General features: G+C 66.7%; 11 protein-coding genes. 4 read left to right on the plus strand and 7 right to left on the minus strand.

The annotated features are described in order from the left end of the window. The first annotated feature begins 100 nt into the window (after positions 1-100). Positions 101-1612 (plus strand): helix-turn-helix domain-containing protein, encoded by a 1512-nt coding sequence (locus ACR65J_RS14005; protein ID WP_440169953.1) that lies wholly within the window; start codon positions 101-103, stop codon positions 1610-1612. Here ACR65J_RS14005 and ACR65J_RS14010 read toward each other — a convergent pair. The 4 genes from ACR65J_RS14010 to ACR65J_RS14025 form a co-directional block, all read right to left on the minus strand. Continuing rightward, the gene (locus ACR65J_RS14010) at positions 1609-1797 is read right to left on the minus strand and encodes a hypothetical protein (protein ID WP_440169956.1); all 189 of its coding nucleotides are present in this window, start codon (positions 1795-1797) and stop codon (positions 1609-1611) included. The genes ACR65J_RS14005 and ACR65J_RS14010 overlap by 4 nt on opposite strands. A 603-nt stretch (positions 1798-2400) precedes the next feature. Further along, positions 2401-3420: a TAXI family TRAP transporter solute-binding subunit gene (locus tag ACR65J_RS14015; RefSeq protein WP_440169958.1), complete on the minus strand. Its 1020-nt coding sequence runs from the start codon at positions 3418-3420 to the stop codon at positions 2401-2403. After that, complete coding sequence (locus ACR65J_RS14020) at positions 3404-4855, minus strand: HAMP domain-containing sensor histidine kinase (protein ID WP_440169960.1); 1452 nt, start codon at positions 4853-4855, stop codon at positions 3404-3406. Before ACR65J_RS14020 ends, ACR65J_RS14015 begins: the two co-directional genes overlap by 17 nt. After that, positions 4852-5523: a response regulator transcription factor gene (locus ACR65J_RS14025; RefSeq protein ID WP_440169962.1), complete on the minus strand. Its 672-nt coding sequence runs from the start codon at positions 5521-5523 to the stop codon at positions 4852-4854. The genes ACR65J_RS14020 and ACR65J_RS14025 overlap by 4 nt, the downstream gene beginning before the upstream one ends. Before the next feature lie 236 nt (positions 5524-5759). Here ACR65J_RS14025 and ACR65J_RS14030 point away from each other — a divergent pair, with 236 nt between their 5' ends. After that, a complete protein-coding gene (locus tag ACR65J_RS14030; RefSeq protein WP_440169964.1) occupies positions 5760-7154 on the plus strand; it encodes an MFS transporter in 1395 nt (464 codons plus the stop codon). Positions 7155-7381: 227 nt separating this feature from the next. Continuing rightward, complete coding sequence (locus ACR65J_RS14035; protein WP_440169967.1) at positions 7382-9130, plus strand: pyruvate dehydrogenase; 1749 nt, start codon at positions 7382-7384, stop codon at positions 9128-9130. A gap of 138 nt (positions 9131-9268) precedes the next feature. On the opposite strand, the gene ACR65J_RS14040 is transcribed toward ACR65J_RS14035, so the two are convergent. Continuing rightward, on the minus strand, positions 9269-10126 hold the full coding sequence (locus ACR65J_RS14040) for a hydroxymethylpyrimidine/phosphomethylpyrimidine kinase (RefSeq protein WP_440169970.1): 858 nt from the start codon (positions 10124-10126) through the stop codon (positions 9269-9271). Between the two features lie 202 nt (positions 10127-10328). Here ACR65J_RS14040 and ACR65J_RS14045 point away from each other — a divergent pair, with 202 nt between their 5' ends. After that, entirely contained in the window at positions 10329-11057 is a 729-nt protein-coding gene (locus tag ACR65J_RS14045) for a queuosine precursor transporter (RefSeq protein WP_440169972.1), read from the plus strand. Positions 11058-11114: 57 nt separating this feature from the next. On the opposite strand, the gene ACR65J_RS14050 is transcribed toward ACR65J_RS14045, so the two are convergent. Together ACR65J_RS14050 and tgt are read right to left on the minus strand one after the other, a co-directional pair. Continuing rightward, on the minus strand, positions 11115-11864 hold the full coding sequence (locus ACR65J_RS14050) for a dienelactone hydrolase family protein (protein ID WP_440169975.1): 750 nt from the start codon (positions 11862-11864) through the stop codon (positions 11115-11117). 35 nt (positions 11865-11899) lie between these two features. Continuing rightward, complete coding sequence (tgt, locus tag ACR65J_RS14055; protein WP_440169978.1) at positions 11900-13186, minus strand: tRNA guanosine(34) transglycosylase Tgt; 1287 nt, start codon at positions 13184-13186, stop codon at positions 11900-11902. Between the last annotated feature and the right edge of the window lie 59 nt (positions 13187-13245).

The following is a 13245-nucleotide window of genomic DNA, read 5'->3' on the forward strand; positions in this document are numbered from 1 at the left end:
GTTGAGGTTCCCACCGGCTTATCCGGTGCGGTGTTTCTTTCCGTGACACCTACTTTTCAGCACTTTCAACCCCCTTTCTAGAGAAAAAGTATGGAAAGAAATGCACTTCTTCACGTATTCTTCAGAAATGTCGCCTTCAAGCTGGAACAGGGACGTTTCCCACCCGCCGTCAGCCGCCGCAGCGGAACTGGACGTCATCGCGCTGGGCCGCCGCGTCCGCCATCTCCGCAAACAAGCCGGGCTCACGCTCGATGACCTGAGCGTCGCCGTCGGAACCGCTCCCAGCCAGCTAAGCCTCATTGAGAACGGCAAGCGTGAGCCCAAACTGACCCTCCTCCAGCACCTCGCGGCGGCGCTCAATGTCACCATCGACCAACTGCTCGGAGCCGAGCCTCCCAGCCGCCGGGCAGCCCTGGAAATCGAGCTGGAACGGTACCAGCGGGGGCCGCTGTACGAATCGCTGAACCTGCCCAGAATCCGCATCAGTTCGCGGCTTCCGCTGGATGTGTTGGAGGCCCAGGTGGGGCTGCTGCACGAACTGGAACGGAAGATGAATGAGCAGGTGGCCACCCCCGAGGAGGCGCGCCGCGCCAACGGTGAACTGCGGGCCATGATGCGCGAGCGCGGGAACTATTTCCCGGAGTACGAGGCCGAGGCGCAGAAGGTCCTCAAGGAGGTGGGTTACACCACCGGGCCGCTGAGCCAGCATGTCATCGCGGACATCGCTGAGCACCTGGGCTTCACCCTGCACCACGTGGGCGACCTGCCGCATTCCACCCGCTCCGTGACGGACTTGAAGAACCGCAAAATTTACCTGACGCAGAGCCAGCGGCAGGACCATGACCCCCGTTCGGTGCTGCTGCAGGCCCTGGGCCACTACGTCCTGGGCCATGAGACGCCCAAGAACTACGGCGACTTCCTGGCCCAGCGGGTGGCCACCAACTATTTCGCCGCAGCCCTGCTCCTGCCTGAGCAGGCAACAGTGGAATTTCTGCAAAAAGCCAAAGCGGCCAAGGAAATCGCGGTGGAGGATCTCCGGGACGCCTTCGCCGTCTCCTACGAGACAGCGGCGCACCGTTTCACCAATCTGGCCACCAAGCACCTGGGCCTCACAACGCATTTTCAGAAGACGCACCAGAGCGGCATCATCTACAAGGCGTATGAGAACGACGGCGTGAACTTTCCCCAGGACCATACCGGCGCCATCGAGGGCCAGCCGTCGTGCAAGGCCTGGACCTCGCGTGCCGTGTTCGACGTGCCGGATAAGTTCAGTGCCTACAGCCAGTACACGGATACGCCGTCCGGCACGTATTGGTGCACAGCCCGTACTGAACGGTCGGCCAGCGGCGAGTTCTCCCTCAGCATCGGCGTGCCGTACCAGCACGTGAAGTGGTTCCGCGGGCGGGAGACCACCGCTCGCGCCACCTCCAACTGCCCCGATCCCACGTGCTGCAAGCGGCCCCCGGCCGAGCTGACCAACCAGTGGGCCGGCAACGCGTGGCCCTCGGCCCGGGCCCACTCGCACCTGCTGGCAGCAATGCCCCCGGGTGCGTTCCCCGGCGTGGACGAGACCGAGGTGTACAGCTTCCTGCAGGCCCACTCCGGAAGCTAGCAATCGGGAAGGTCATCGATTGTGACCCGCCCGCCCACCCGCATCCTGCTAAGTACCGCGTTGAAATCCAAAAGGATGATCTCCCGTGTAATGCCATCGACTGCACGAAACGAGTACGTGTTGCCGGTCCACCGTCCGGAATCCCGGAGGAAGTGCAGGAACTTGCCGACGCTGATGGCAGTCATGACGCCCGTGTCCACGGATTGCAGCATGAGCGAAGCCAACGCCGCAGCTACTCTGGTCGGTTCTAAGGCAGTTATCCCAGCGGACCTTTTACTTTCGGGAAGGAATCGGAAGAAGTCCGATAAGTGTCCTAGAACCCGTACCACGTCTGTATTGAAATACTGCTCCCCATACCAGCGGACAAAGGCTGGCGTGAGGGTCTCGAACTCCCGAATGTTCTGGTCCGAACCCTGGGGAACTTCGGGCCTGGAACTTCGTGCCGAGCCTCCGTGCCCTTTTCGGGAAATCCTCGAACGTGCCGATGCTCCATGTCGCTTCTTGGCCACAGTAATCCTCGCTCGCTTGCTCTTCCGTTGAGCTCAAAGGCTAGAAAGGTAGCGATCGGACCGCCACGCCAGGACCGTTATATGTGGATAGCCGGGTGCAAGCTGGGTCATCCCCGTCTCACTTTCTTGAGGATAGTGAGCGGGCGTTGGAGGATTTCCTGCGAAAGGTGAGCGGGCGTTTAGGTTTGTGGCGCCAGATGTGAGCGGGCGTTTGGGTTTGTGCCGCCAAAGGTGATGGGGCGCCCGGGTTTGTGCCGCCGAAGGTGATGGGGCGTTGGGTCAGCCGTGGAGGGTCCGGTAGGCTGCCGCGGCGGCGGGGTGCAGGGGGATTCCGGCGGTGTTGATGAGGCTCTCCGGGCTAAGGAACTGCACGCCCAGGGTGGATTGGGGAATGAGTTCTCCGGCGTTGTGCACCAGCAGTTGGACGGTCCGCTCCACGGTGGCGCTGTCCAGGTCCCTGCGGCAGAGCAGCAGGTTGGGAGCACCCACCGTCCACACCGCCGGTATGCCGGGATAACTGCCCTCCGGTACCAGGACCCGGTCGTACATCCCGCCGTACCTCCGCCGCAGTTCCGGCAGCAGTGCGGATAAGTCCAGCAGTCCCAGCGCCACGTCCTGCTGCGCGGTAGCGATGGCCGCGGTGGGCACGCCACCGGACCAGAACAGGGCATCCACGGTCCCCGCCTTGAGCGCAGCGATGCCGTCATTCAAGCCAAGATGTTCGACGGCGGCAGTTCCGGCGGACGGCGGCGCGGACTCCGCCGAAGTGCCCAGACCCGCCGCTTCGAGCAGCCGGGGAGTGGTGAGCGAGGTGCCCGATCCAGGCTGCCCCACGGCAACCCGCCGCCCCGCCAGCCCGGATATGTCCCGGATCCCGCTGTCCTTCCGCACCACGCAGTGGACGTAGTTCTCGTACACCTTCCCGATGGCGGCGATCTCCGCCCCGCCCCCGCCCGCCTGGCCCGCAGCATCGGCCAGGGCCACGGCAAACGCGGCCTGCCCCGCCCGCAGCTCCGCGATGTTGTCCAGGCTTCCGCCGGTGGCCACCGCCCGCGCATGGGCGGCAACGCCGTGGCGTTCCAGCGCGGCGGCCAGCAGCGTTGAGAACTCGAGGTAGAAGCCGCCGGGTTCGCCGCCGGCCACCACCAGGTCCTCCGGCCGGTCGTCCCCGGTGCACGCACTGAGGGCAGGCGGCAGGCAGGCCACGAGTCCGACGGCGAAGGCAGACTTGAGCAAGGACCGCCGCGTCGGCTGCGCGGCAGCACCGTCCGGGGCAAGCGGATCATGCACGGGCACCACCCCCGCCGGACCCCGGTGCCGGCCGGGCGGCGGGTGGAACGGGAAACTCGACCCGCGCCGCGAGCCCACGCGGGGCTGCTTCGGCCAGCACCAGACGCCCTCCGTTGGCCGCAGCAAGCTCACCCACGATGGTCATTCCCAGCCCGGTTCCCGGAACCGATGAATGCTGTGGGGACCGCCAGAACCTGGTGGCAGCTGAGGCGCGCTCCGCGCCGGAAAGTCCTGGGCCGTCGTCGGAAATCTCCACCACCACTGCGTCCCCTTCCAGCCGGACCGTGCACCTCACGGTGGCGCCGGGCGCGTACTTGATGGCGTTGTTGAGGAGTTCGGACGCCATCTGGGCCAGCTCTGCGGGGCGGCAGGAAACCAGTGCCGGCGGCTGCGGAGGGAGCGCGAGGACCAGCCGGCAGCCGGCCTGTTCTGCCAGCGGTGCTGCCCGCTCGATCTCCCCTTGGAGGACCGGGAAAGGGTCCACCGGTTCCGGCGCGGGAAAGTCTTCCAGGCTCCCGGCCGCCCGCAGGTACCCTTCGGACGCCCGGTGCTCGGCGGCCGCAAGCTTCAGCACCCCGTCCAGGATCTCCTCCACCCGCTCCAGCTCCGCCATGGCCCGCTCTGCCGCGTCGTGTTCACGGGCCGTCGTGAGTTCGAGCTGAAGCAGGTCCAGCCGGAGCCGGAGCGCGCCCACCGGGTTGCGCAGCTGGTGTGACGTGTCCGCAATCAGCTGCCGCTGCGCTGCCATGCTGGCGCTCACGGTCCTGGCCATCACCGTGAAGGAGCGGCTCAGTTCCCGCAGTTCCGGCGGCCCGTCCTCCGGGAGGCGTCCCGCGCGGCCGGTCCTTTCCAGTTCGTGCACCGCCGAGTTCAGCCGCTGGACGGGCCGGAGGACCCAGCCGGTGACCCGGGCGGCGCCGAGCAGCAGCACGGCGGCCAGGGCGAGCGCCGCCACGCCCACCGCGAGCCACCGTTCCCGGAGCTTCTGCTGGGCGGTGTCGGCGTCGACGTCCAGCACCACAGCGCCCAGGACCTGGCTGGCGCTGCCGAAGGGACGGAAGATGACCCGGGAGCCGGAACTGAACGGCTCCAGCGGCTCCAGGGCGGTGTTGCTGACGTTCAACCCGGCCAGGGAGAGTGCTTCCTGCACGTCGGACCGGCCCGCATCGAAGTTCCCGGATTGAAGCGTGGCCTGCTGGACGCGCACCACGATCCCCTCCCCGTACAGCCCGGAGTATGTGTCCATCTCGCGCTGCAACCGCGCAGTGTCCCCGTCCCCGGCAGCATCAAACGCCACCTGGGCCAGTCGGTTCAGGGCCGCTGCCCGGTTGATCTGCAGTTCCTGGGTCAGCTCACGGGACGCGGAGCTGAGGATGGTGCCGGAAATCAGGAAGACCACCACCAGGCAGAGCACGCTGAGGACGCCCAGCACCCGCAGCCTCATGCGCCGGCCGCCTCCACCCGGTAGCCCACCCCGCGGACGTTGATGATGAAGCCGGGCTTCTGCAGTTTCGCCCGCAGGCCAGTGAGGTGGACGTCCAGAGAACGGGAAGAAGCCAGGAAGGCGTCGCCCCACAGCGCGTCAAGGATCTGTTCCCGGGTGACCACCGAGCCGGCATGGCGTGCCAGCAGCGCGAGGAGTTCGAACTCGGTAGCGGTCAGGGGGAGCGGCAGGCCGGATTTGGCAGCGGTGTGCCGGTTCAGGTCGATCACCAGGTCATCCAGCACAATGACGTCCTCCTGCGGGATGCCGGCGGCGCGCCCGGCCCGCCGCGTCACCGCTTCGATCCGCGCCAGCAGCTCCACCAGCTTGACCGGCTTGACCAGGTAGTCATCCGCGCCGGAACGCAGCCCGAGCACCACGCTGCGTTCGTCGTCCCGGGCGGTCAGGATCAGGATGGGGACATCGGTGACCTGGCGCAGTTTGCGCAGCACCTCCAGCCCGTCCATGTCCGGCAGGCCAAGGTCCAGGAGGACGACCTGGAAGTTCCGGTGCAACAGCAGCGCATCAGCGCCCCGCGCCAGCCGCTGCGGGTGGTGTCCAGCGCTTTCGACGGCGGCGGTGAGGGCACCGGCCATGGCATCGTCGTCCTCGACGATCAGCACGTCCATTGCCATCTTCCTTGCCGTTGTGCGATCTCCTGATCATCCCCGCCTTTGGAGACTACCGCCTGCGGAAAGGTTTTGCCCGACGGCGGCGGGCAGCCAGGCGCACGGGGACACGTGGGCAAAACCTAAGGAAGTGTTAGGAAATGCCCCGCCACGTTGGTTGTGCGGTGGATCACCCATACCGTGGATGAGGCCCTCCGGCGTTGGAGGCCGAAGTCACCACAAGGAGAAACTCACCGATGAGCACCCAACATACCGCGCCCCGCACGGAGGCAGCCCAGACCCGTCGGGCGGTGGGCAACATCCTCAAAGGCTCTGCCGGCAACCTTGTGGAGTGGTACGACCTCTACGTCTACACCGTCTTCGCCGCCTACTTCCAGGCCCACTTCTTCAACTCCAAGGACGAGCTCCAGGCAGGCCTCGAAGCGATGGCCGTCTTTTCGACGTCGTTCCTCATGCGGCCCATCGGCGCCTGGTTCTTTGGCCGGTACGCGGACCGCAAGGGCCGCAAGGCCGCACTGACCCTCAGCGTGACCCTGATGTCCGCGGGCTCCTTCGCCATCGCCATCCTGCCCACGCAGCAGCAGATCGGGCTGTGGGCCATGATCCTGCTGGTGATCGTCCGCGTGATCCAGGGCTTCTCCGTGGGCGGCGAGTACGGCACCAGCGCCACCTACATGTCCGAGGCAGCCACCAGCAAGCGCCGCGGCTTCTTCTCCAGCTTCCAGTACGTCACCCTGATCGGCGGCCAGATGCTGGCCCTGCTGGTCCTGGTGATCCTGCAGAACGTCATGCCCAAGGGCGACCTGGGCGAGTGGGGCTGGCGCATCCCGTTCGCCATCGGCGGCGTGGCTGCCCTGGTGGTGCTGTGGCTCCGCCGCTCCATGGAGGAGACCGTTTCCGCAGAGCAGATCGAAGCGGCCAAGACTCCCGCCGTTGCCGGACAGGCGCAGCCGGGCACCATGAAGCTGCTGTTCACCAGCTACTGGAAGCCGCTGCTGGTGTGCATTGGCATCACCCTGGGCGGCACCGTAGCGTTCTACACCTACACCAACTTCATCCTGAAGTTCATGAACGATACGTCAGGCATCGCCAAGACGGACACTTCGGTCATCAACTTCTGGGCCCTGTTCATCTTCATGCTGCTCCAGCCCGTGTACGGCATCATCTCGGACAAGGTGGGCCGCAAGCCGCTGCTGCTCTGGTTCGGCATCACCGGCGTGCTCTTCACCTGGCCGCTGCTCTCCACCCTGGCCGGCACCAAGGACCCCTTCACAGCCTTCTTGCTGATGATGGGCGGCCTGCTGATCGTGGGCGGCTACACCTCCATCAATGCCCTGGTGAAGGCCGAACTTTTCCCTGCGTCCATCCGTGCGCTCGGCGTGGGGCTGGGCTACGCGATCGCCAACTCGCTGTTCGGCGGCACCGTGCCGCTGATTGGCGCGGCCTTCCAGAAGGCGGAGCGGGAAGACCTGTTCTTCACCTACGTCACCGTGGCCATCGCCATCTCGCTGCTGGTCTACATCTTCGCGCTGAAGAACAAGAAGGCCACGCACTTGGACGACGAACAGGGCCACGCCTGGGAGCGGGCGCCGCAGGGCGGCGGCAAGGACAAGGACGTCCTCGGCGTTTAGCCCTCGGGGCACCAAGGTGCCCTGTTCCCAAAGGAGGCGTACGACGGCGGCTGCCCGGCCGCCGTCGTACGCCTCCTTTTGCCTGCCCACTCCAACGCGCCGGGGGGTGTCCTGCCAATGTATCCGCCCAGGCGGGCGGACTATATTGGGCCATGTCAGCACACCACCACGGGCGGACTATATTGGGCCATGTCAGCACACCACCACCACCGCGGGAGTCTGCACCCATGGCCAAGGAACTTGCCACCCAGCTCATCGAACAACTCCAGGCTGCCGGCGTGCAGCGGATCTACGGGATCGTGGGCGACAGCCTCAACCCCATCGTGGATGCCGTCAGGCAAACAGGCGGCTCGGCGAAGGGCGGCATCGACTGGGTGCATGTCCGGCATGAGGAAGCCGCTGCCTTTGCCGCCGCTGCTGAGGCGCAGCTCACCGGCAAGCTCGCAGTCTGCGCAGGGTCCTGCGGCCCCGGGAACCTGCACCTGATCAACGGCCTGTACGACGCCAACCGCTCCGGCGCGCCGGTGGTGGCCATCGCCTCGCACATTCCCAGCAAGCAGATCGGCACCACTTTCTTCCAGGAAACGCACCCGGACCGGCTGTTCAACGAGTGCTCGGTATATTCCGAGCTGGTAAGCACCGCGGAGCAGGCGCCACGGGTGATGCACAGCGCCATCCAGCACGCGCTGGGACTTGGGGGAGTCGCCGTCGTCACCCTTCCGGGCGACATCGCAGGCCTGGAGGCCGTGGGCCCCACGCCGCTCCCGGCTACCTTCCGGCCGGCCAGCCTGGTGCCGGACCCGGCCAGCGTCCAGGCGCTCGCGGACGCCATCAACGACGCCGGCAAGGTGGCCATCTTCGCCGGCGCCGGCGTGGAGGGGGCGCACAGCGAACTGATGGCGCTCGCAGAACTGGCCAAGGCGCCGGTGGGGCACTCGCTGCGCGGCAAGGACTTCGTCCAGTACGACAACCCGTTCGATATTGGAATGACCGGCCTGCTGGGCTACGGGGCCGCGGCGGAAGGGATCGAGGACGCCGACCTGCTGGTCCTCCTGGGCACCGACTTCCCATATGACCAGTTCCTGCCGGACACCCGGACAGCGCAGGTGGACCGGGCCGCGCAGCGACTGGGCCGCCGGACCGACGTCGACATCGCCGTCCACGGGGACGTGCTGCCGACGCTGCGCGCGCTGCTCCCGCTGGTGAAGGCGAAGAAGAGCCGCCGGTTCCTGGACCAGATGCTCAAGAAGCACGACCGGCTCATGAACAAAGCCGTGGGCGCCTACACCCGGAAGGTGGAGAAGAAGCAGCCCATCCACCCGGAGTACGCGGCGTCCCTGCTGGACCAGGTGGCCGCTGAGGACGCCATCTTCACTGCGGACACCGGAATGTGCAACGTCTGGACCGCGCGCTACATCAATCCGCTGGGCACCCGCCGGCTGATCGGGTCGTTCCTGCACGGCTCCATGGCCAACGCCCTGCCGCACGCCATTGGCGCCCAGCTGGCGTACCCCGGCCGGCAGGTCATCTCGGTCTCCGGCGACGGCGGCCTGTCCATGCTGCTGGGTGAGCTCATCACGGCCGCCGCGTACAAGCTGCCGGTCAACGTGGTGGTGTTCAACAACTCCACGCTGGGCATGGTCAAGCTCGAGATGCTGGTGGACGGGCTGCCCGATTTCGGCGTGGACGTCCCGGACGCCAACTACGCGGCCGTGGCACAGGCGCTGGGCTTCCATGCCGTCCGGGTCACGGATCCGGCGCAGATCGAATCGGCGTACCGGGAGGCGTTCGCGCACCCCGGCCCGTCGCTGGTGGAGCTCATTACCGACCCCAAGGCGCTGTCCATCCCGCCGAAGATCTCCGGTTCGCAGGTGATCGGGTTCGCCACCGCCATGTCCAAGGTGGTCCTGAACCGCGGGGCGGGCGAGGCAGTGAGCATGGCGCGCAGCAACCTGCGCAACATCCCCCGGCGCTGACCGGGGTCCAAACCCGCCATCAGATTCTGCCCTTAAATCCGGAACGCGTCTGCAGTGAGTGCAGACGCGTTGCGGATTTAAGGGCGAAAAGTGATGGGGCGTCCTGGGTTTGGAGCCTGGAAGTGATGGGGCGTTTGGTCAGCGGGCGCCGCCCTGCCACAGGGCATCGAAGGGGGCGCCGGAGGCAACACGGTTGCGGATGCCGGCGGTGACGAACTGCTTGGCGGTCCGGGCGGCGTCCAGCGGCGACGCGCCCTTGGCCAGTTCCGCCGTCACGGCGGCCGCGAGCGAGCAGCCCGCACCGGACACCGCCACTTCGCCCACCTTGGGGGCGCTGAGGACTTCGAGGGTTTCGCCGTCATAGAAAACGTCGACGGCGTCCGGGCCTTCCAGCCGCACCCCGCCCTTGGCCAGGACTGCTGCGCCGCTGAGCTCGTGGATACGCACGGCAGCGGCCTTCAGCGACTCCACGTCCGTGATGTCCAGGCCGGACAGCGATTCCGCTTCGAAGTGGTTGGGTGTGACGAAGGTGGCCAGCGGCAGGATCTGCGCTTTCAGGGCCTGGTCCGTGTCCAGCGCGTGCCCCGGCTCCTGGCCCTTGCAGATCAGCACCGGGTCCAGGACAACGTTGGCGAAGCTGTTCGCCTGCAGGGCGCCGGCCACGGTGTTGATGGTGGCAGGGCTGCCCAGCATGCCGATCTTCACGGTGTCCAATGGCGAAGGTGCGCCCGACGCGGGACCGTAGGCCGCCGTCGTCGCCTCCAGTTGGTCGGCGATCACCTGCTGGTCCACCGGCACGAAGCGGTGGTTCCAGCTGTCCTTCGGATCAAAGGACACAATGCAGGTCAGGTTGGCGATGCCGAAGACGCCGAGTTCCTGGAAGGTCTTCAGGTCGGCCTGGGCGCCGGCGCCACCGGTGGCTTCGGAGCCGGCAATGGTGAGGACGACGGCGGGAGGTGCGGCGGACAGCGTGGCGTCAGGGGAAACGGAAGTCATGCACCCATCCTGCCACCCGCCGTCGGACGCCCTCCATGTGGTGACGAACAGCGGACCGCAGCCGGAAGTGTTCAGGGCCACAAGCGGTGGACGATGTCCCTGAACGGGTCCGGCTCGGCGCGGTGCGAGAATGACCCGAGTGCTAATACAACCGGCCGCCCAGCTCGGCAGGCCGGCCAACCACTCCTGAACGGATCCCTCGATGACCCCTGCCCCAGGCCACAGCGCCGTGCCCCAAACCGTCCGGCCAACTGCCGCAGGTCCAGCCGCCAGATTCGCGGACATAGGTTCGCCCTACTTCGGGATCATGCTGGCCGCCATGGCAGTGGTGCTGATCCTGTCGAACATCGGAGCGTCCAAAGGCGTGGCGTTTGGGCCCATCGTCACCGACGGCGGCTTTTTCCTCTTCCCCCTCGCGTACATCCTGGGCGATGTCATCAGCGAGGTCTACGGCTTCAAAGTGGCCCGCAAGGCCATTCTCACCACCTTCGGGCTCTCCGTCTTCGCTTCCCTCTGCTACTGGGTGGTCATTGCGTTGCCCGGCTTCGACGACGAGTACGGAGCTGCCAAGCAGTCAGCCCTTGAAGGCGCACTGGGCCCGGTGCCGCAGATCGTCCTGGCCTCGCTGCTGGCATTCCTGGCCGGGCAGACCATCAACTCCTGGATCCTGGTCCGGATGAAGGCCCGCACCGGGGAGAAGTCCCTGTGGGCGCGGCTCATGGGCTCCTCGGGGGCCGGGGAGTTTGTGGACACGCTGATCTTCTGCAGCATCGCCGCGCCCGTCATCGGCATCGCCGACTTTGGCAGCTTCGTGAACTACGTGCTGGTGGGCTTCGTTTACAAGACCTTGGTGGAGTTCCTCTTCGTCCCGGTCACCTCGCTGGCCATCAACTGGGTCAAGAAGCGCGAGCCCAGTTACGGCGCCGCCTGACCGGAATCCTCCGGCTTGCCGGCAGCTTTCCGGCGAGTTCGACGGCGGACGGCCGGCTTAGGCCTTCAGCGTCCCGTCCAGCAGGGCGCGCAGTTCCCGGAAGTGCCGCTCGGTGGCTTCGGGGTGGAAGGCGGAGGTGTCCGCCATGGTGTAACCGTGCGGCGCCCCTTCGTAGACCTCGTTGGATGCCTCAAGTCCCGCATCCTTGAGAGCCTCGCCCAGGCGGGCAACGGCGTCGGGGGCCATGCTCCGGTCGTGGTCCGCGTGGCCGAATACGAACCGCGCCCGCGCGTTGCCAAGCCCCAGGTGCGGACTGTCCGAATCCTCCGTTGCCAGCCCGCCGCCATGGAAACCGCCGCACGCCGCCACCGCATCCGGGTGCGAGGTGGCGGTGCGGACCGCGAGCCGGGCGCCCATGCAGTAGCCGGTGGTGCCGATGGGACCCGCGGCCACGCCGTCGAGCGCCGCCAGGGCCGAAACCCAGGCATCAATGTCCGGAAGGGCCTTGTCCGGAGTCAGGCGCCCCACGCGGGGGAAGGCAGCCTTGCCGGCGGCTTCCCTGCCCTCCTTGGTGGACATGTCCCCTGCCGGAGCCAGTTCGGCAGCCGTTCCTTCCCGGTAGAAGACGTTGGGTGCGAGCACCACGTAGCCCCAGGCGGCGATGCGCTGCGCCATCTCCTGGATGCGCGGGCGCAGGCCGAAGGCGTCCATGTAGAGGATGACGCCAGGAAATGGGCCGGTTCCGGTGGAAGGACGGGCGACAATGGCTTCGGCAGGGCCTGCAGGGGCCTCGATCTCGATGAGCATTTGGTCAGGATAGCGGAGGGACCCGGGAGCCACGCTCAGGAGTAGTACCGGCCCAGGGTCTCGGCCTTGAATTCGAAGAAGGTGCCGGACTCGATGGCCAACCGGGCGTCGTCCACCATCTTCACCACGAACCGCTCATTGTGGATGGAGATCAGGGTGGCGGACACCATTTCCTTGGCCTTGAACAGGTGGTGGATGTAGGCCCGCGAGTAGTTGGCGCAGGCGTAGCAGTCGCAGCCTTCCTGCAGCGGCCCGAAATCGCGTTTGTACTTCGCGCCGGAGAGGTTGAACCGGCCGTACGGGGTATAGAACGCGGAGTTGCGTGCCACCCGGGTGGGGGAGACGCAGTCGAAGGTGTCGGCGCCGTTTTCGATGGCCGTGAAGATGTCGTCCGGCTCGGAAATGCCCAGCAAGTGCCGCGGCTTGTCCTCCGGCAGTTCCTCGTTGCACCAGCGCACGATGGTGCCCAGGTTTTCCTTCTCCAGTGCCCCGCCGATGCCGAACCCGTCGAACGGCATGGCACCAAGATCGCGGCAGGCCTTCCGGCGCAGGTCCTCGTACTGGGCGCCCTGGATCACGCCGAACAGTGCCTGGTAGGGCTTGGCCGCCCGTTCCTCCGTCAGGCGGAAGTGCTCCTCGAGGCACCGCTCGGCCCACAGCCGGGTGCGCTCCAGTGATTCCTCCTGGTAGCGCCGGGAGTTCTGCAGGGTGGTCAGCTCGTCGAACGCGAACATGATGTCCGCGCCGATCTGGTGCTGGACCTGCATGGAGATCTCGGGCGAGAAGCGGTGGCGGTCCCCGTTCAGGTGGGACTTGAACCAGACGCCGTCGTCGTCGATGTGCGCCAGGCGTTCCTTGCCGGGGGCCACGGCGTCATCGGGGCCGGAGGTATCGACGGACTTCATGTCGATGACCTTCTTGAACCCCGAACCCAGGCTCATCACCTGGAACCCGCCGGAATCAGTGAAGGTTGGGCCGGGCCAGTTCATGAAGGCACCCAGCCCGCCGGCCTCGTCCAGGATGTCCGGGCCCGGCTGCAGGTAGAGGTGGTAGGCGTTGGCCAGCAGCGCCTGCGCGCCCAGGCCGGCCATGGACTCCGGGAGCACGGCCTTCACTGTGGCTTTGGTCCCGACGGCGATGAACGCCGGCGTCTGGATCGCACCGTGCGGGGTGGTGATGGTGCCGGTGCGGCCCAGGAATTCCCCGCCGTTTTCAGCCTTTTGCGCTGCCGACGCTGGGCAGGACTCCGTCAGGCGGGTGCCTACCGTGAAGGAGAACTGTGATTGGGTTTCAGGCAGGGCGAAAGCGGGGTTGGCTGGCACCGTACCAGTGTGCCAGCAAACCGTCCGCGGCCCGTAAACGCGGGCCTCGCAGCCCGCGT

Source organism: Arthrobacter sp. SAFR-044, assembly GCF_059414985.1.